Origin of the sequence: Actinoplanes sp. NPDC000266 (assembly GCF_042899005.1) — a bacterium.
GTDB lineage: Bacteria > Actinomycetota > Actinomycetes > Mycobacteriales > Micromonosporaceae > Actinoplanes.
The window spans coordinates 278,957-298,207 of sequence record NZ_JBIAZI010000010.1; the positions used below are offsets into that span (position 1 = coordinate 278,957).

General features: G+C 72.1%; 13 protein-coding genes. 4 read left to right on the forward strand and 9 right to left on the reverse strand.

The genetic code is table 11. The annotated features are described in order from the left end of the window. Positions 1–8: 8 nt before the first annotated feature. The 4 genes from ACFY36_RS36730 to lpdA all read right to left on the reverse strand — a co-directional run bounded on the left by ACFY36_RS36730 (position 9) and on the right by lpdA (position 6,111). Positions 9–1,859, reverse strand: a complete 1,851-nt coding sequence (locus ACFY36_RS36730) for a DUF6311 domain-containing protein (RefSeq protein ID WP_499750498.1) — start codon at positions 1,857–1,859, stop codon at positions 9–11. Positions 1,860–1,890: 31 nt separating this feature from the next. Further along, positions 1,891–2,808, reverse strand: coding sequence for a TIGR01777 family oxidoreductase (locus ACFY36_RS36735; RefSeq protein ID WP_499750499.1), 918 nt, complete (start codon positions 2,806–2,808; stop codon positions 1,891–1,893). 82 nt (positions 2,809–2,890) lie between these two features. Then, complete coding sequence (gene sucB, locus ACFY36_RS36740) at positions 2,891–4,687, reverse strand: 2-oxoglutarate dehydrogenase, E2 component, dihydrolipoamide succinyltransferase (RefSeq protein WP_499750500.1); 1,797 nt, start codon at positions 4,685–4,687, stop codon at positions 2,891–2,893. Positions 4,688–4,722: 35 nt separating this feature from the next. Next, a complete protein-coding gene (gene lpdA / locus ACFY36_RS36745; protein WP_499750501.1) occupies positions 4,723–6,111 on the reverse strand; it encodes a dihydrolipoyl dehydrogenase in 1,389 nt (462 codons plus the stop codon). A 167-nt stretch (positions 6,112–6,278) separates the two neighbouring features. On the opposite strand from lpdA, the gene ACFY36_RS36750 reads away from it, so the two are divergent. Further along, positions 6,279–6,641 (forward strand): hypothetical protein, encoded by a 363-nt coding sequence (locus ACFY36_RS36750; protein WP_499750502.1) that lies wholly within the window; start codon positions 6,279–6,281, stop codon positions 6,639–6,641. A gap of 3 nt (positions 6,642–6,644) precedes the next feature. Here the strand turns inward: ACFY36_RS36750 and ACFY36_RS36755 are convergent, their stop codons facing one another. After that, positions 6,645–8,180, reverse strand: coding sequence for a leucyl aminopeptidase (locus tag ACFY36_RS36755; RefSeq protein ID WP_499750503.1), 1,536 nt, complete (start codon positions 8,178–8,180; stop codon positions 6,645–6,647). Positions 8,181–8,296: 116 nt separating this feature from the next. Here ACFY36_RS36755 and gcvT point away from each other — a divergent pair, with 116 nt between their 5' ends. After that, positions 8,297–9,400 (forward strand): glycine cleavage system aminomethyltransferase GcvT, encoded by a 1,104-nt coding sequence (gene gcvT / locus ACFY36_RS36760; RefSeq protein WP_499750504.1) that lies wholly within the window; start codon positions 8,297–8,299, stop codon positions 9,398–9,400. Here the strand turns inward: gcvT and ACFY36_RS36765 are convergent. Together ACFY36_RS36765 and ACFY36_RS36770 are read right to left on the reverse strand one after the other, a co-directional pair. Beyond that, positions 9,397–10,128, reverse strand: coding sequence for an adenosylcobinamide-GDP ribazoletransferase (locus ACFY36_RS36765; RefSeq protein ID WP_499750505.1), 732 nt, complete (start codon positions 10,126–10,128; stop codon positions 9,397–9,399). The genes gcvT and ACFY36_RS36765 overlap by 4 nt on opposite strands. Further along, on the reverse strand, positions 10,125–12,104 hold the full coding sequence (locus tag ACFY36_RS36770) for a bifunctional adenosylcobinamide kinase/adenosylcobinamide-phosphate guanylyltransferase (RefSeq protein ID WP_499750506.1): 1,980 nt from the start codon (positions 12,102–12,104) through the stop codon (positions 10,125–10,127). The genes ACFY36_RS36765 and ACFY36_RS36770 overlap by 4 nt, the downstream gene beginning before the upstream one ends. A gap of 81 nt (positions 12,105–12,185) precedes the next feature. Here ACFY36_RS36770 and ACFY36_RS36775 point away from each other — a divergent pair, with 81 nt between their 5' ends. Further along, positions 12,186–12,383, forward strand: coding sequence for a hypothetical protein (locus tag ACFY36_RS36775; protein ID WP_097320010.1), 198 nt, complete (start codon positions 12,186–12,188; stop codon positions 12,381–12,383). Between the two features lies 1 nt (position 12,384). After that, entirely contained in the window at positions 12,385–13,206 is an 822-nt protein-coding gene (locus ACFY36_RS36780) for a site-2 protease family protein (protein WP_499750507.1), read from the forward strand. Positions 13,207–13,354: 148 nt separating this feature from the next. On the opposite strand, the gene ACFY36_RS36785 is transcribed toward ACFY36_RS36780, so the two are convergent. Together ACFY36_RS36785 and ACFY36_RS36790 are read right to left on the reverse strand one after the other, a co-directional pair. Further along, positions 13,355–14,353, reverse strand: coding sequence for an aldo/keto reductase family protein (locus tag ACFY36_RS36785; protein ID WP_499750508.1), 999 nt, complete (start codon positions 14,351–14,353; stop codon positions 13,355–13,357). Positions 14,354–14,373: 20 nt separating this feature from the next. Beyond that, positions 14,374–17,271 carry a WG repeat-containing protein gene (locus ACFY36_RS36790; protein ID WP_499750509.1) on the reverse strand — a complete coding sequence of 966 codons (2,898 nt, stop codon included), beginning with the start codon at positions 17,269–17,271 and terminating at the stop codon, positions 14,374–14,376. Between the last annotated feature and the right edge of the window lie 1,980 nt (positions 17,272–19,251).

The following is a 19,251-nucleotide window of genomic DNA, read 5'->3' on the forward strand; positions in this document are numbered from 1 at the left end:
TGCTGCCACTACCTATCGATCGGATCCACTCCTGGCCGAATGCGCCACACCAGGGCGTCCTCCACGTGTTCCGGCTTGCCCAGCAGGTCGGTCGCGGTGGTCTCCACGGCCTGGCGGAAGAGCGGGCCCTCGGGGCCCGTGATCTCGCCGTCGGGCAGGTAGACCGCGGTGACGCCCCAGCGCTGGAAGTCGGCGCGGGCCGAGGCGCGGTCCCAGTTGTCCAGGTCGGCGATGTATCCGTACAGCGCCGCCCGCAGGAACAACCAGTCGGTGGCGCGAGGGATCGCGCCGATCCGGCCCTTGCCCTCCTTGCCCTGCACGTCGGGGCCGAGGAAGTAGCCGTCGGGGATCCGGAACTCCTCGCCGCCGCGGGCCATCGTGTACGCCTGCCAGCGCTGGCCGTCGGCGGCCACGTTGATCGCGAACGGCAGCGCGCTGATCACGCCGCCGTCGGTCGTGTAGTCCTTCCACGCGCCGCTGCTGATGAACTTCGGCTCGGCCGCCCGCTCCCGGTAGAGCAGCGGCAGCGGGTAGATCGGCAGGAGCGCCAGCACCAGGGCCGCCACCAGCGTCTTCCGGTGCGCCGAGGCGTACAGGCGGTCGATGATCAGCGCCAGCACCACCGCGAACACGCCGACCAGCACCAGCGCGAACCGCAACGGCAGGGCCGCGTCGAACAGCGGGAGCTTCTGGAGCAGCGCGTACGGCAGCGGGATCGGCGTCTCCGTGTCGAGGACCCGCAGCCTCGGGCCGAGCGCCACCACGAAGAAGACCACGCCGACCACGATCAGGGCCCGCAGGGTCGCGCGCCGGGCCACGTCGGCCCGGCGCCACAGGACGATCAGGGCGCCGGCCATCAGGACCATCAGGGGCACGCCGAAGAAGGACGTCTCCTCCGTCGGGTTCGGGGCCAGATCACTGCCGAGGCCCAGACCGGCCGCGATGCTCCGGTCGGCGAACGCGAAGAACGAGATGATGTCCTCGGAGTAGTGCCGCTGGTTGAACCCGGTGCCCTTGAACGTCTGCGGACCGGCGAAATGCATATAGAGGGGGTACGCCAGCAGCGCGCCGGCCACCACGGCGGTGAGACCCAGCGCGCCCAGGAACCTCGGCAGCAGCTTGCGCGCCTCGGCCCGGTTCGGCTCGGCCAGCGCCCACGCGATCACGAAGACGCCACCGGCCAGCGCGGTGAAGAACAGGCCCTCGGCGGCGATCGAGAAGCTCACCGCGAGCACCACGCCCAGGATCAGGCCGCCGCGCACCCAGTGGCGCTGGTCGCGCATGCGCAGCAGCTGCCAGAGCACGAGCGGGGCGATCCAGCCCGAGGTCCAGTTGAGGTGGCCGTTGGCGTGCGAAATGAAGCCGGGCGCGAACCCGGCGAACAGCCCGCCGACCGCCGCCGCGACCCGGTTCGGGGTCACCCAGCGGCACAGGAACAGGTACCAGGCGAAGGCCGAGCCGGCCAGGTTGAGCGTGAGGATCGTGACGAAGGTGACCTGTGGCCCGGCCAGCATGGTGAGCGGGGCGAACAGGATCGCGTACACCGTGATCGACGTGTTGGCGGCCAGGTTGACGCCGTCCGGCGCGTTCAGCAGGTCGGTGAAGAACGGATCACCGCCGTGCTGGAGCAGGTGCACGCCGTACGACAGGACCCACTCGAAGAAGGCCTGGTCGCCGACGTTGTCGGCGACCGCGTGCCGGTAAGGGTTGCTCCACAGTCCGGAGGTGACGTAGAGCGCGAGAGCGAGGGCGGCGAGGGCGACCAGCAGATGAGCGCGGAGGCGCCTCGTCGCCGCTCGGGCGTCGGGCGCGGCCGGCCGGTCTGCTGCGGCTGGGGTGGTGGGGGCGGCGACGGACATCAGCCGCAGGTTAGCAAGGGCTCGCCGTCTATCAGTGCGATGCCGCCGGTTCCTGACCCAGGGCCGCGTGCAGGGCCGAGGCAACTGTCGGATATGTCCATTGGAATCCGGCCCTTTCCAGCACGGCCGGCACGACCCGCTGATTGCGGCGGGCCTCGCCGCCCAGCTCGCCGACCGCGAGGTCCATGGCCGGGCCGGGCACGAAGAACAACGCCGGTCGATGCAGGATGCCGGCCAGGGTGCGGGTGAACTCGGCGTTGGTGACCAGCTCGGGGCCGACCAGGTTGACCGGGCCGGCGATGTCGTCGCGCTCCATGAGGAACTCGACCGCGCCGAACCAGTCGGCCAGCGCGATCCACGGCATCCACTGCTTGCCGCTGCCGAGCTTGGCCCCGGCGCCGAGCTTGAAGAGCGGCAGCAGCGGCTTGAGGATGCTGCCCTCCTTGTCGAGCGAGGGCGCGGTGCGCAGCAGCACGAGCCTGGTGCCGGCGTCCTCGGCCGGGCGGGCGGCGGCCTCCCAGACCCGGCACAGATCGGCCAGGAAGGTGGTGCCGGCCGGCGCCTCCTCGGTGACCGGAGTGTCGCCGGTGTCGCCGTACCATCCGGCGCCGGACGCCTGGAGCAGGGTGCGCGGCCGGTCGGCCTCGGGCAGCAGGCGGATCACGCGGGCGATCGTGCCGGTGGTGTCGACCCGGCTCGAGCGCAGCACGCTCTTGTAGCGGGCGGTCCAGCGCTTGTCGCCGATGTTGGCGCCGGCCAGGTTGATCACCACGTCGTGGCCGGCCACCACCGCGGGGTCGAGCTGACCCTGCGAGGGCTGCCAGGTCGCCTCGCCGGGCTTCTCGGCGGGCCGGCGGACCAGCCGGGTGACGTCGTGCCCGGCGTCGCGCAGGCGCTGCGCGAGAGGCGTGCCGAGATAACCGGACGCACCGGCCATGAGGATCCGCATGCCTTCGATTGTGCCCCGTCTCGAACCCGTTCAAAACGCGAAAAGGCCCGCTCGATCACGAGCGGGCCTTTTCGGTGACTAATTACGCGAGACCGAGGTCTCCCTCGAAGTGGCCGCCTTCCAGGCGCTCCTTCAGCGTGACCAGGAAGCGGGCGGCGTCGGCGCCGTCCACGATCCGGTGGTCGTAGCTCAGGGCCAGGTAGACCATCGAGCGCGGGACGATGATCTCGCCGAGCTCGGGGTCGCTGACGACCACGGCCCGCTTGACCACCGAGCCGGTGCCGAGGATGCCGACCTGCGGCTGGTTGATGATCGGCGTGTCGAAGAGCGCGCCCCGGCTGCCCGTGTTGGTCAGCGTGAACGTGCCGCCCGAGATCTCGTCCGGGCCGATCTTGTTGTTCCGGGTGCGGTCGGCGACGTCGGCGATCCGCTTGGCCAGGCCGGCCAGGTTGAGGTCGCCGGCGTCCTTGATCACCGGAACGATCAGGCCCTTGGGGGTGTCGACCGCGATGCCGAGGTGCTCGGTGTCGTGGTACGTGACGGTGCCCGCCTCGAGGTCGATCGAGGAGTTGACCACCGGGTGCTGGCGGAGCGCCTCGACCGCGGCCAGGGCGAAGAAGGGCAGGAAGCTGAGCTTGACACCGTTCTTGGCCAGGAAGTCGGCCTTGGCCTTGTTCCGCAGCTGGGCGATCTTGGTGACGTCCACCTCGACCACGGTGGTGAGCTGGGCCGAGATCTGCAGCGACTCGACCATGCGCCGGGCGATCGTGGCGCGGGTGCGGGTCAGCTTCTCGGTGCGGCCACGCAGCGGGCTCGGCGCGGGAGTGGCCGGCTTCGCGGCCGGGGCCTTCGCCGCGGGAGCAGCCTGAGCCGGAGCCGCCTTGGCGGCGGCGGCCTTCTCGGCGGCGTCGATGACGTCCTGCTTGCGGATGCGGCCGCCGACGCCGGTGCCGGTCAGGCTCGACAGGTCGACGCCCTTCTCGGCGGCCAGCTTGCGGACCAGCGGGGTGACGTAACCGGCGTCGCCGGCGCCGTTGGCCTGCACCGACTCGCGGGACGGGCTCGACGTCGGCGCCGGGGGCTCGGCGTTGCGCTCGGCCGCGGACGGGTCCTTGGCCACCTCGGCCTCGGGGGCCGGGTCGGCGTACGACTCGCCGCCGGAACCGAAGTCGGGAGCCGGCTTCGACTCGATCTTCGGAGCGGCCGGCTGCTGCGGGGCCGGCTTGGGGGCCTCGGGAGCCGGGGCCGGCTTGGAGTCCGCCGAGCCGATGATCGCGAGGTCGGCGCCGACGTCGGCGGTCTCGTCCTCCTGGACCTTGATCTCGAGGACCGTGCCGGCGACCGGCGACGGGATCTCGGTGTCGACCTTGTCGGTGGAGACCTCGAGCAGCGGCTCGTCGACCTCGATGGTCTCGCCGACCTGCTTGAGCCAGCGGGTGACGGTGCCCTCGGTGACGCTCTCGCCCAGCGCGGGCATCTTGACCGCGGTGCCACCGGACGACGAGGAGGCCGTCTGGGGCGCGGGCTGCTCCTGCTCGACCGGCTTCTCGGTCGAGGGGGTGGCCGGCGCGGCGGGCTCCGGCTCGGGCTCCTGCTCTTGCTGCTTCTGCTCCGGCGCGGGGGCCGAGCCCGCGTCCTCGCCGTCACCGGCGATGACGGCGAGCTCGCTGCCGACGTCGGCCGTCTCGTCCTCACCCACGACGATCCGGGTCAGGACCCCGGCCGCCGGCGAGGGGATCTCGGTGTCGACCTTGTCGGTCGAGACCTCGAGGAGGGGCTCGTCCGCCTCGACGCGCTCACCCTCCTGCTTGAGCCAGCGCGTGACGGTGCCCTCGGTGACACTCTCACCCAGCCGCGGCATGGTGACCGATACCGGCATGTCTCAGTACTCCTTAACCACGTCTTTGACGACGATCAGCTGTGTGCGTGCAGGGGCTTGCCGGCGAGCGCGAGGAACGCCTCACCCAGCGCCTCGTTCTGCGTCGGGTGGGCGTGGACCAGCTGCGCGACCTCCTCGGGGAAGGCCTCCCAGTTGTAGATCAGCTGGGCTTCGCCGACCAGCTCGCCCATGCGGGCGCCGACCATGTGCACGCCGAGCACCGGGCCGTCGTTGAGACGGACCAGCTTGACGAAGCCCGCGGTCTTGAGGATCTGGCTCTTGCCGTTGCCGCCGAGGTTGTAGTTGTACGACGTGATCTTGTCAGCGCCGTACTTCTCCTTGGCCTTGGCCTCGGTGATGCCCATCGAGGCGACCTCGGGGTCGCAGTAGGTCACGCGCGGGATGCCGGCCTCGTCGATCGGGGCCGGGTTGAGCCCGGCGATCTCCTCGGCGACGAAGATGCCCTGCTGGAAGCCGCGGTGCGCGAGCTGGAGGCCGGGGACGATGTCGCCGACGGCGTAGATGTTGCCGACGCCGGTGTGCAGGCGCTCGTTGGTAATCACGAAGCCCCGGTCGAGCGTGATGCCCTGCTGCTCGTAGCCCAGGTTGGCCGTCGACGGGCCACGGCCGACGGCGACCAGCAGCACCTCGGCCTCGACGGTCTCGCCGCCGGCGATGGTGGCGCGCACGCCGTTCTCGGTGTGCTCGACCTTCTCGAACGGCTTGCCGACCTTGAAATTGATCTTGCGCTTGCGGAACGCGCGCTCGACCGTCTTCGAGATGTCCTCGTCCTCGGCCGCGACCAGGCGGGGCAGCGCCTCGATGATGGTGACGTCGGCGCCGAACGACTTCCACACGCTGGCGAACTCGACGCCGATGACGCCGCCGCCGAGCACGATCGCGGAGGAGGGCACGCGGTCGAGCTTGAGGGCGTGCTCGCTGGCGATGACCCGCTTGCCGTCGATCTCGAGACCCGGGATGGAGCGCGAGTAGGAGCCGGTGGCCAGGATGACGTTGCGGCCGGTGTAGCGCTTGCCGCCGACCTCGACGGTGTCCTTGCCGACGAGCTTGCCCTCGCCCGACACGATCGTGATCTTGTCCTGCTTCAGCAGGCCGGTCAGGCCCTTGTACAGGCGGGAGACGACACCGTCCTTGTACGCGTTCACGCCGGCCATGTCGATGCCGACCAGGTCGGCCTTGACGCCGAACTGCTCGCTCTCGCGGGTCTGGTCGGCGATCTCGGCCGCGTGCAGCAGGGCCTTGGTCGGGATGCAGCCGCGGTGCAGGCACGTGCCGCCCAGCTCGGCCTTGTCGATCAGCGCGACGGAAAGATTGAGCTCGGCCGCGCGCAGGGCGGCAGCATAGCCGCCGCTACCGGCGCCGAGAATGACGATGTCGAAGTTTCCGCCGTTCGGCTGGCTCACGTTGACTCCAGTGTTCGCGTCGTTGCCATGCGGGTCACACAATGGAAACGGTCACAGTATGTCCAGGCCATCTTGTCACTTGTGGAACCGGTCGATGCAGCCAGGTTCCCCACAGTCATGCCCCTTCGACGTACTCTTGCGGCACACGAGAGCGTGAGGAGCGGGTGTTGGCCTGGTTTCGGCGGAGCCGGGAGCCGCGTCGGGCGGCCGGCCGGCCGGTTGACCGTGCCGATCTTGAGTATCTCGCGGAGTTCGTCCGCAGTCGTCGCGGGGTCGAGGCGTTCATCGAGCCTCGCACCACGGTGACCGAAACCACCGTATTGCTTGTGGCACACGACGGCGAGTGGACCCGCCGACGGATCGAATCGCCGGAGATTGCCCGGCGATGGGCACACCAGCTCAGCGTACCGATCTACGACATCCGCCTGCTCGGTTATCCGCAGCGGATGCGCGATTACATGGCACGGCAGAAAAAGCTCGGCCGTGATCCCGGGGGCTCCGGGGCGTACCGCCCCGAAACCCCCGCCTGAGCCTTAAGCGAGGCTGTCGATCGCGGCCAGGAAGGTGCGAACCGGCACGCCCGTGCCGCCCTTCGCCCAGTACCCGGTGGCCTCACCGGTGTGGTAGCTCGGGCCGGCGATGTCGATGTGCGCCCACTCGACGCCGTCCTCGACGAACTCGCGCAGGAAGACGCCGCCCTGGAGCATGTGCCCGGCCCGGTCGAGGTTCGCGTTCGTCTGGCAGATGTCGGCGATGTCGGACTCCATGCCCTTGCGGACCTCCTCCGGCAGCGGCATCGGCCACACCGGCTCGCCGACCGCGTCGCCGGCCGCCTTCACCAGGTCGATCGCGCCCTCCGAGCCCATCAGGCCGGAGATCCGCTTGCCCAGCGAGATCACCTGGCCGCCGGTGAGCGTGGACGCCTCGAGCACGTAGTCGGTGCCGTCGGCGCAGGCCCGGGCGATCGCGTCGGCCAGCACCAGGCGGCCCTCGGCGTCGGTGTTGAAGATCTCGACCCGCTTGCCGTTGAACATGGTGAGCACGTCGCCCGGCCGGTAGGCCGAACCCGACGGCATGTTCTCGGCGATGGCCAGATAGCCACTGACCGCGACGCCCGGCTTGAGCGCGGCGATGGCCAGCATGGTGGCGCCGACCGCGGCCGCGCCGGCCATGTCCGACTTCATCTCCCACATGCCGGCGGCCGGCTTGATGCTGATGCCGCCGGTGTCGAACGTGATGCCCTTGCCGACCAGGGCCACCCGCGTCGGGTCCTCGACGCCCTCGGGCACGTAGGTCAGCTTGACCAGGCGCGGCTTGGCCTCGGAACCCTGGCCCACGGCCACGATGCCGCCGTAGCCACCGGCCTTGAGCTCGTCGAAGTCGAGCACCTCGACCTCGAGGCCGGTGCCCTTGGCGGCGGCCACGACGGCGTCGGCGAACTCCGGCGGGCGCAGCGCGTTCGGCGGGGTGTTGACCCAGTCGCGGGTCAGGCGCACGGCCTTGGCCACAGTCTCGGCCCGGGCCACCTCGGCCGCGGCCGCCGCGTCGGAGGCGTCCGGCACGTGGATCTGCAGGGCGGCGACGGGCTCGCGGCGGTTCGGCTGCGGCTTGGTCTTGTAGCCGGCGAACTTGTACGACCCGAGCAGCGCACCCTCGAGGATCGCGCGCAGCACGCCAGGGGCGTCCGCGTCGTCGGGCAGCGGCAGGGCGAGCGCGACGGTGCCGCTGCCGGCCAGCGCGCGCACGGCGGCGCCGGTGCCCCGGCGCAGGGTCTCGAGGTTGGGCGCGGAGCCGGACGGCTCGTCGCCGAGGCCGACGGCCACGATCAGCGGCGCGCTGACCGTGCCGAGGGTGGCGAGCTTGGTCACCTCGCCGGGGGCGCCGCTCGCGCCCAGCAGGGCCAGCGTCGAGGTCAGCTTGCCGTCGAAGGCGGCGGCGATGCTCTCGGCGCCGGCGGCCGGAAGCAGGGCGCCGCCTTCGTCGGGCTGACTGTGCAGGCCGATGACGATGGCGTCGACGGCCAATTCGGCCGGGTCGGTGTCGACCAGGCTGAGGCTGGGCTGGCTCACTCGGGCTCTCCGCGGACGTTCAGGGCCGGGCGCCTCTTGGGCGCGCGCCGGCTGGTTCGATGTGGGGTGTCCCCGCGACTCTAACCACATGCAAGGTCACGGGTAAGTTGACTCTCATGTCTGCCGAGGTCACCGATGCCCTTTTCCGGTCTCCCCTGCACGAGCGCCACATCGCGCTGGGTGCCAAGTTCGCCGCCTTCGGCGGATGGGAGATGCCTTTGGAGTACGCCGGCGGCGGTGTCCTGAAAGAGCACGCGGCGGTCCGCGAGGCGGTCGGTGTCTTCGACGTCTCCCACCTGGGCAAGGCCCGGGTCCGCGGAGCGGGCGCGGCGGCCTTTGTGAACTCCTGCCTCACGAACGACCTGGGGCGTATCGAGCCGGGCAAGGCGCAGTACACGCTGTGCTGCGACGACAACGGCGGCGTGGTGGACGACCTGATCGCGTACCTCATCTCGGAGGACGAGGTCTTCCTGATCCCGAACGCGGCGAACACGGCCGAGGTGGTGCGCCGGCTCGCGGCGGCGGCGCCGGCCGGCGTCGAGGTCGTGGACGAGCACCAGGCGTACGCCGTCCTGGCCGTGCAGGGACCGCAGTCGGCCTCGGTCCTGGCGAAGCTGGGCCTGCCGACCGACCACGGATACATGTCGTTCGCCACGGCCACGCTGGACGGCGTCACGCTGATCGACTGCCGCACGGGGTACACGGGCGAGCACGGCTACGAGCTGGTGGTGCCCTGGAACGACGCGGCCGCGGTGTGGGACGCGCTGATCTCGGCCGGAGTGCGGCCGTGCGGTCTCGGCGCCCGTGACACGCTGCGCACCGAGATGGGCTATCCGCTGCACGGGCAGGAGCTGTCGCTGGACATCTCGCCGGTGCAGGCGCGCTCGGGGTGGGCGGTCGGCTGGAACAAGCCGGCGTTCTGGGGGCGCGAGGCGCTGACGGCGGAGAAGGCCGAGGGGGCACGGCGGACGCTGCGCGGGCTCGAGCTGACCGGGCGCGGCATTCCGCGGGGGCACATGGAGGTGTACGCCGGCGAGCAGCGCATCGGCGAGACCACGAGCGGCACGTTCTCGCCGACCAAGAAGGTGGGGATCGCGCTGGCCCTCGTCGACACCGCGGCGGGTGTGGCCGACGGCGACCTGGTTCAGATCGACATCCGGGGCAAGCGTGTCGAGGCCCGCGTGGTGAAGCCGCCGTTCGTGCAGCCGTCGGTGCGCTAACGGAGCGACAGGACGACTAGTGCGGCCGCCGTCGACAGTTCGACGGCGGCGCCCAGGACGTCGCCGGTGATGCCACCGAAGCGGCGGACGCAGTGCCGGACCAGCAGCGTCGTCACCGCGAGGGAGAGGGCGACGGCGAGCGGTCCGTGCCACGGGTGGACGGCCGCGGCGGCGCCGGCGATCACGACGGCCGCGGCGGCGACGACGGGCAGCGGGACGGTGCCGGCCACCAGCGCGCCCAGGCCCTCGGGGCGCGCCGCCGGGACTCCGCGGCGGCAGGCGAGCGGGATGGCCAGGCGGCCGGCGGCCCACGCCACGATCAGCGCGGCCGGGGTGAGAGCGTTGATCGTCGCCGTCTGGATCAGCATCGTCGCGGCGATCGCGGCCACCCCGAACGGGCCGATGTCGGACTTTTTCATGATTTCCAGGGCCGCGTCGCCTCGGCGGTAGGAACCCAGGGCGTCGATGGTGTCGGCCAGGCCGTCCAGGTGCATGCCGCGGGTCAGCAGGGCGGCGGCGGTGACGGTCACCGCGGCGGCGACCAGGGACGGAGCGTGCGCCTCCCGGAGCAGCCACAGCACGGCGGCCAGGATCGCGCCGAGCAGGGCGCCCACCGCGGGGGCCGCGCTCATGGCCACGGCGGCGGTCGCGCGGTCCACGCGGCCGCCGCGTACGGGCAGGACCGTCAAGGTGGTGAGGCTGAGCCTCAGGCCGTCGAGCAGGGTCACTCGGTGGTCGAGGCGGGGCCGGGGCCGCCGGGTTCCGGCTCGGCGAAGTCGACGTCCTCGTCGTCGTTCGGGACGATCAGGTCGGACGCGCCGCCGTCGCCGAGCTCCGCCAGCATGGCCGGGTGGACGGCCACGGTTCCGGCCAATCCGATTGCCGTACGCAGCAGGGGCAGCGTGGCAAGCGCATTGGCGCCCTCACCGAGGCCGAGCCCCAGGTCGAGCACCGGGGTGAGGCCCAGGAAGTCGCCGCCCTCCTTGACCAGCTGCAGGCCGCCCGAGTCGGCCAGCAGGGACCAGTGCTTGGCCTGGCTGCCCAGGTCGCGGGCGATCAGGCCGGCGGCGACGCCGAGCGGGCCGTCGACCAGCACCGGGAGCTTGCGGGCGGTGGCGCCGAGCAGGGCGCCGACGGCGATGGCCATGTCGGCCCCGCCCAGCTCGCGGAGCAGGTCCTTGGCGCCGCGGGGCTCGCGGCGGATGCGGTGCAGGGCGTCACGGACGGCGCCGGCGCGGCGCATCCAGGACTCGTCGTCGTACGTGCCGCCGGGCAGCAGCACGCGCGGCAGGATGGCGACGGCCTCGGCGCCGGTGGTGGCGGCGGTGACGGCGGCGGCCACGGCGTCGGTGCCGACGCCGATCGCGGCGAGCACGAGCAGGTCCTTGCCGGCGTCGGCGGCGGCCTCGGCCAGCTGCCAGCCGGTCTGCAGGTTGTTCTCCACCTCGTCGGCGGACAGGACGGGGCCGTCCTCCATGGCGGTCGACTCGCCGGTGCGCAGGATGGCGATGTCGGCACCGGCCGCGCCGGCCAGGCGGCTGAGGACGCCCTCGCCGTTCTCGACCTGGGCCACGCGGCGCTCGACGTCCACGACGTCGTCGCCGGCCCCGGCGCCGCCGGCGTGGCGGCCCGAGAGCAGCAGCACGCGCAGGGACGACCAGGGCTGCGGAGTGACGGTGCCCTGGGTGGCGGCGGCGAACTCGACGGCGCCGACGAGGGCGCCCAGGCCGGAGCCGGGGAAGTCGACGGTGGCCAGGCGGTCGCGGGCCTCGGGGCCGGTCTCGGTGTCGGGCAGGGGCAGGTCCATGCCGGGCTCGAAGACCGGGCGGGCGCCGATCGCCGGGAGGCTCATGGTGGGCTCGTCGAGCACGCGGGCCAGCGGGGTCGCGGCGGGCGCCGCGACTGTCGCGGCCGGGGCGGCGAGAGGGGCCGCGGCTGGGGTGGCGACCGGGGCGGGCTGGACGACGGGGGGCTCGACCGGCGGCGGGGGCTGGATCGGCTCGGTCGGCGGCTCAGCCGGCGATGAAGCCGGCGGCGAGGCGACCGGCGTCGCCGCGACCGGGGACGCGGTGGGGGCCGGCGCGGCCGGTGCGGCGGTCACGCGGTCGTGGACTGTCGAGGCCGTCGGCTGCGGTTGGGTGGTTGTGTAATTCCGTACATCTGCCGTTTTAAGCCAGACGGCCTGGCCCGCGATGATCAGCGCGACCCCGTCGCAAGCTTGCGCCAAGGCCTGGTTGGTCGTGCCGAGAGCGTCGGCGAAAGCCCGGCCCACCGGCGTCGTCGGCACCAGCGTGAGGCCCACCTCGGGGCTGACCAGCACGACACGCGCCTCGCAGTCGCGGACCGCCGCGGCCAGAGCGGCCACGTCGGCCTCGTCGTCGTTGGGCTGGCGGGCCGGGTCGAGCAGCGCCGCCACCCAGCCGCCCAGATCGTCGATCAGCAGCGTGTCGTCCGGCTTGGCCCCGGTCAGCAACTCGGTCAGCCGGGCCGGATCGGCGCCGGTCTCCTCGGTCGACCAGGCCTGCGGGCGGCGCCGCTGATGCGACTCGATCCGCTCCAGCCACTCCGGATCGTCCTCACCGCCCACGGCCGTGGCGACATATCGGACTGCGGGGGCGTCCGCCACGAGCGATTCCGCGAACTCGGACTTGCCGGAGCGGATGCCGCCGAGCACCAGGACGCTGTGCCACCGATCATCGGACATGCCCCGTACCTTAAGGCCGGGGCGCACAGCGTGACGCCGTAGGGTGGAGACGCACCGACCGAGGACGTGAGGGGGCGGCGAATGCCGTGGAGTTGGCGGTACGAGAACGTCGACGGGCAACCGGTTGCCGGTCCGCCGGAGACGTTCAGCAGCCAGTCCGACGCCGAGTCGTGGATCGGCCAGGAGTGGCGGCAGCTGGCCGAGTCCGGCGTGGCGGGTGTCGTGCTGGTCGAGGACGACCGGGTGGACTACCGGATGAGCCTCTTGCCGGCGGAGTGACGTGACTTACGAACCGGTCTACACGCGGACGCCGCGCAACGCCTTCATCCCGAGCCCGGTCTTCGTCGGCATCGTCGCGATCTTCGCGGTCAGCGGCTGGATGACCTGGACGGGCTTCGGCAACGTACGCGTCGACGTCTTCCTATTCATCGTCTCCGGCTGGCTCGTGTCGCTCTGCCTGCACGAGTACGCGCACGCGCTGATCGGATACTTCTCCGGCGACCACACCGTGGCCGAGCGCGGATATCTGCGGCTCAACCCGCTGAAATACACGAGCCCGCTGCTCTCCATCGTGCTGCCGGTCGTCGTGGTCATCCTCGGCGGCATCGGCCTGCCCGGCGGCGCGGTCTGGGTCGACCACCGGTACATCCGCAGCAAGGTCAAGGATTCGCTGATCAGCTTCGCGGGCCCGTTCACCAACGTGATCCTGGCGCTGGTGGTGTCGATCCCGTTCCTGATCGGCGCGGGTCCCAAGCTGGTGCCGTCGCTCGGGGGGTACGCCCTGACCGGCTCGACCGACCACCTGGAGTTCTGGGCCGCGCTGGCCGCGCTGGCGTTCCTGCAGATCACCGCGAGCGTGCTGAACTTCCTGCCGATCCCGGGCCTCGACGGCGGCGGCATCATCGCGCCGTGGATGAGCCCGGCCTATCAGCGGGCGTGGAACCTCTTCGCGCCGTACGGCTTCATCCTGCTCTTCCTGCTGCTGTGGCAGACGAAGGTCGGGCAGTACTTCTACGACGTGGTGTTCTGGCTCGGCGAGAAGATCGGCCTGTCCGAGGCCCTGATCCAGGTCGGGCTCGAGCTCATGCGCTTCTGGAGCTGAGCTGGCTGGCTCCGCTTCGCTCCGCGGGCGATCGCCTTGTAACCGGTGAGATGGCAGGCGGTTCTCCGCCACCCGCAAACCCCGCGGGCGTCGAAGAACCGACTGCCATCTCACCGGCGGCGATCGCGGGTGAGGGGCTCGACTGGGATCAGGGCCGGCGGGCCGGTGAGCGGGTCTGGGCGGGGTCGCGTTCGACGACCTCGTCCAGGGCCGCGTCGATCGCCTTCATGAGGTCGGCGTCGAGCTTCACGCCGGAGGCGGCCGCGTTGTCACGCACCTGCTCCGGGCGGGACGCGCCGATGATGGCGGCCGAGACGTTCGAGTTCTGCAGCACCCACGCCACGGCCAGCTGGGCCAGCGACAGGCCGGCCTGCTCGGCGAGCGGCTGGAGCTTGGCCACCGCGCCCAGCACCTCGTCGTTCAGGTAGCGCTGGATGAAACCGGCGCCGCCCGACTGGTCGGTGGCCCGGGAACCCTCCGGCGGCTGCTGGCCCACCTTGTACTTGCCCGTGAGCACGCCCTGCGCGATCGGCGAGAACACGACCTGGCCGAGACCCAGCTCGATCGAGGTGGGCACCACCTCGGCCTCGATGACCCGCCACAACGCCGAGTACTGCGGCTGGTTCGACACCAGCGGGATCTTCAGATCCTGGGCGAGCTCCCACCCGGCGCGGATCTCCGAGGCGGTCCACTCGGAGACGCCGATGTAGAGCGCCTTGCCCGAGCGCACCACGTCGGCGAACGCCTGCATGGTCTCCTCGAGCGGCGTCGAGTAGTCGTACCGATGGGCCTGGTAGAGGTCGACGTAGTCGGTCTGGAGCCGGCCCAGCGACGCGTCGATCGACTCCATGATGTGCTTGCGGGACAGGCTGCGGTCGTTCGGCCCCGGCCCGGTCGGCCAGAACACCTTGGTGAAGATCTCCAGCCCGGCGCGGCGCTCACCCTTCAGCGCGCGGCCGAGCACCTCCTCGGCGCGCCCGCCCGCGTACGCGTCGGCGGTGTCGAACGTGGTGATGCCGACGTCGAGCGCGGCCCGCACGCAGTCACGCGCGGCGTCCTCCTCGACCTGCGAACCGTGAGTGATCCAGTTGCCGTAGGCGATCTCGCTGATGAGCAGGCCGGAACGGCCCAGATGACGAAACTCCATGCCCTGACACTATTGCCTTCTCACAGAACCGGCCGGGTGGCCGGCACACGCCGTTCGATCTCCTCGATCACGTCGGCCCGCTCGGAGTGCGTCAGCTCGACCATCGGCGCGCCGTCCCGCCCGAGAGCCCCCCACAGCCCGAACCGGTCGGCGACCAGGAACGCGGCCGGGTGGATGCGCACCTCGGCGTGCTCCAGGGGAAGAACGACCTGCCCGGTGCGGTCGATGACGCCCTGCCGGCCGTCGCTCTCGACCACGGCCAGCCCTTCGGCGGTGAAGCCGTCGATCGTCCCGCCCCCGGCGAGCACGGTGGCGAACCGGTCGTACCGGGCCTCGACCACGACCTGCCCCTGCTCGTCGACGGCGCCCCAGCCGTTCTCGTCCTGGAAGAGAGTGGGTCCCACGGCCGGCCGAAGGCCGCCGATCTCTTCTTCGGTACGCGGGTAGGGCCCCCACCCCTCGGTGGTCAACCCGGTGATCGTGTCGAGGGCCAGCTCGATCCGCTCGACCAGATCGGGGTCGGTGCCCTTCCGCAGGTCGAGCGCGGTCTCGAAGTGGTTGACGGCCTCGAGATAGCGCCCCTGCTCGAACGCCGACCGCCCGGCCAGCTCATGAAGCTCGGCCAACAGCCGGGTAGGCAGCTCGGGCGAGGAGGCCTCGGCATAGAGCCGGTCGGCCTCGGCGTACTCACCCCGCCAGTGCCGCACATGGGCGAGCCGCCCGAGGACGGTCGCCTCGAGAACAGGATCAGCGGCCCGGCGCGCGTGCTCAAGCCCGGCTTCGGCGTCTTCGAGGGCGGGATCGAGCTCGTCGAGGAGCCGCTCGGCGACGGCGCGAAGGCTCAGGAGGCGGGCCCGGACGGAGTCGCGCTCGGCGTACTCCAACTTGTCGGTGAGGCGGTCGATGACAACCCCCATGGGGTCGGTCTCCTCGATACGCTCACGCAGGGTCGCCGGATCAAAGACCCAGGGGTACGCCGAGAGCACCTGCTCGGGATCGGCACGGCGATCCTGCGGCCCGACCTTGTCCCCACGCTGCCGAATGGGCACGGCCGGCACGCGGGGCACCGCCACGAGACTGGGCGCCGTCGTCGTCGTGGGCATTTCGGGCGTTTCCGGCTCGGAGTCCGCTGCCGGCTCGGGCTCGGCTTCCGCGGCGTCCTCCGGCGCGGCGTCCTCCGGCGCTTCGTCCTCCGGCGTTTCGTCGTCCTGCTTTTCGGGCTCGGCGTCCGTCGGCTCGGGATCCGGGCCCTCTACCGCGGCGGCAAGCTCCGGCCGCGACTCATCGACCAGCTCGGCGTCGACGATCTCGTCCGCGGGCTCCTCGGCCGGCGGCTCCGGCGTAGGCTCCAGAAGCTCGACATCGACGGCTTCCCCATCGGCCGACTCCGCCGAACCGAACTCAGCCGAAGGCGCCTCAGCCACCTCCAGCAGCTCGTCGACCGTGGGCTCGGCCTCCGGCGCCACTTCATCGTCCTGAGCCCATTCGGGCCCCAGCTCGAACTCGATGTGCGGCGCCTCGTGATCCTCAACGACCGCCGAGTCGTCGTCATCCACCGGCTGCTCGTCCGCGTCCGATGCCACAGCCCCAGCGGCTGAATGGTCGTCGGCCTGTTCGGCGTCTTGAACCTCGACCGCGGGTCGTTCGTCTTGCCGCTCGACGTCCAGAACTTCGACGTGCTCATCCTGCGGCTCAGCGACCTGATGATCAACGGCTGGCTGGTGATCGGAGGCGGCCGGTGTCTCCGTAGCCGGGTGTTCGAAGGAGGGCTGCTCGTCCCACAGCTCCGCAGCCGGTTGATCCACAGCGGGCTGGTCAGCTTCGGGCTCGGCAACCGGGTTGGTGTCGAGGTCCTCCGCAGCCTGATCGTGCGTGTAGGGCTCCGGCTCGACCGCATAGTCGGCGGCGGCCTCGTCCGCTTGCGGTTCCGAGTCCAGGTGGTCGGCGGCGGCCTCGGGGGCCTGCGGTTCCGAGTCCAGGTGGTCGGTGGTGGGCTCGTCGGCTTGCGGTTCCGAGTCCAGGTGGTCGGTGGTGGGCTCGTCGGCTTGCGGTTCCGAGTCCAGGTGGTCGGTGGTGGGCTCGCCGGCTTGCGGTTCCACGTCCAGGTTGTCGATGGCGGGCTCGTGGGCCTGCGGTTCCGGGTCCGGGTGGTCAGCGGCGGGCTCGGGGGCCGGGTGTTCGGCGGGTGACAGGTCGACGTCGAGTTCTTCCAGTGGGAACTCGAGGACGGCAGGTTCTTCCGCCGGGATCTGCTCAGTCCGGGACGGAGCGGCCGCGTACTGGTCGGCTTCCGGCTGCTCGGTAATGACCGCGTGGTCATCGTCGGCCACGGTGTCGAGCTCGTCGTCGGCGGGCGGGACGAACCAGTTCTGCTTCTCCGGGGCGCCGCTTACCGGCTGGATCTCTTCGGGCTCGGGCTCGGGGACCGGCTGCTCGATCATCGCCAGCAGAGGCTCCGGCGGCGGCAGCGGCGTGATGGCGCCGAGGCCACTCTGCGACAGCAGCCAGCCGAGCCCGCGGGGCTGCTCGGCCGCCGGCGATCCAGCATCGGGAGCCTCGACGGCGAGCCCTTCAGTAGCGGACCTCGATGCCCCTGCGGCGGGGAGATCGACGGCTTCGGGAGCGGCGACCGGCTCGGTTCTGGGGCCGGCGACCGGGCCGGTCGGCAGCGGGTGATCCGTGGGTAGCGAGGAGACAGGGCTGACCGACGGGTCGTACTGCTCGAGGCCGATGGCTCCGGCGTCGGCAACCAGGTAGGGCGGTGCGGTGACAGGCTCCGGGCGGTCGTACTCGGCCGCGTCACGGTCGGGCGTGGTCGTCTGGTCCGGGCGCGGCTCGTAGTACTCGCCCTGCCGGAACTCGCCGACTACCGGTCCGTGCTGCGAAGCGTTCGCGTCGAAGTCCCCGGGAGCGGACACCGGGTGGACCGGCGAACCATGCGCTCCCGCGCTCGGCTGCACGACCCCGGAGACCGGCCGCGCCGAGTCTTCCGACCGGACAGGAGCCTGAGCGTGCGACTGCCCGGCGTGCGGGTGATCGCCCCAGGCCGACCCGGACTGCACAGCGCCCGAAGCCGGCCACACCGATTCCCCCGGCTGCGCAGGCCCGAAAGCAGGCTGCGCGGATCCGGAGATTGGGTGCGTCGGCTGGACCGGTCCGGAGACGGGCGGCACGGGCCCGGAGCCAGGCTGGGCGGCTCCAGAGACCGGTGGCACCGGCCCGGAGCCGGGCTGGGCGGCTCCGTAGGTGGGTGGCACGGGTCCGGAGCCGGGCTGGGCGGCTCCGTGGACGGGATCTGCGGGGCCGGAGACAGGCTGCGCAGATCTGAAGTCGGGCTGTATAGGTCCTGAGATGGGCCGTGCGGGTCCGGAAACCGGGTTGGCGGGGCCGGAGACGGGAGGGGTGGGGCCTGAGCTTGGGAAGGCCGGCTCGGGTGCGGGATATGCCGGACCGGAGGTGGGGCGGATTGGTCCGGAAGGGCCGGATTGTCCGGGAATCGCCGCGGGGTGGGCTGTGCCTGCTGAAGGCCAGGAAGGTTCGCCCGCTGGGACCGGTGCGGCGTGAGGCGGTGAAGACGCGGGGTTGGCCGAGGCAGCGGGCTGCATGGGAACGACGGGCGGCTGGGCCGGGGCCGATACCGGATAGGCCGGGGCTGAGTGGATCGGTCCCGGGCCGGAGACCGGGTGAGCCGGCGCTTGAACGGCGGACGGCTGGATCGGCGCTTGGGCGGCGGACGGCTGGATCGGCGCCGGGGCGGAAGCCGGGTAGGCCGGGGTAGGGGCCGAGACCGGGCGGACGGGGGCGGAGGTCGGCTGGACCGGAGTGGGGGCCGAGACCGGGCGGACTGGAGCAGAGGCCGAGTGGGTCGGAGTGGGGGCCGAGACCGGGCGGACTGGAGCAGAGGCCGGGTGGGTCGGAGTGGGGGCAGAGGCCGGGCGGACTGGAGCAGAGGCCGGGTGGGCCGGGGCCGACGCCGGGTGGGTCGGGGCCGGGGCCGAGACCGGGCGGACCGGGGTCGGGGAAGGGATGGCGGAGCCGGGGGCGGTGGGGTACAGCGGGGCGGGGTCCGCCGGGCGCTGTGGAGTGACGCGGGTCGGCTGTGGGGCCGGGCGGGACTGGGCGGGGGCGCCCCGGTCCTGTGGGGCCGGGCGCAGGTCGAAGGGTGTGTCGGAGTCGCGGCCGTCGCGCTGGCCGGGGGCCGGGCGCTGGCCGGGGCGGGACGGGAAAGCGTCGGCCGGGGCCGGGCGGGCGTTGCCGTAGGCGCCGGAGGAGACCGGGCGCGGAGTGTCCTGTTGTTCCTCGTCGGTGGTGTGGCGGCGGCCGTAGTAGGCGCCGTCAGGTGTGGCAGCTGCCGGAGGGCGGGCGGCGCCGTAGACGCCGCGGCCGGGGGCGGCGGGGGACTCCGGGGTTGGTGAAGGGGACGCGTACGGGTTGGCGGCCCGCGGGCCGGCCGAGGAATAGGGGGCGCCGGGTGGGTAGGGAGGCTGCGGCACGACGGCGGCGCGGAACGCATCACGTGGGGGGAGGTCGCGCTGCTGGGCCGCGGGCTCCGAGGCGCCGCGCTGCGCGGGGCCGCCTTGAGGCTGGTTGCGCTGGGGGTAGCCGCCCTGGGACTGCTGGGGGTAGCCGCCCTGGGGTTGCTGGGGAAGGCCACCCTGGGACTGCTGGGAGTAGCCGCCCTGGGGTTGCTGGGGGAGGCCGCCCTGGGGCTGGTTGCGCTGCGGGAGGTCGGTCTGCGGGCGCTGCGCGTGACGCTGGGGCAGCTCGGCCGGTGACTGGCCCCGGGGATCGCGCGGGGGCGCGTCCTTCCAGCCTTCGCCGCCGGCGGGGGACTGCGGGCGGGGCTCGGAAGCGGATCGGCCGTAGACGGGGGCCGCGCCCCGGCGCTGGTCGGCTCG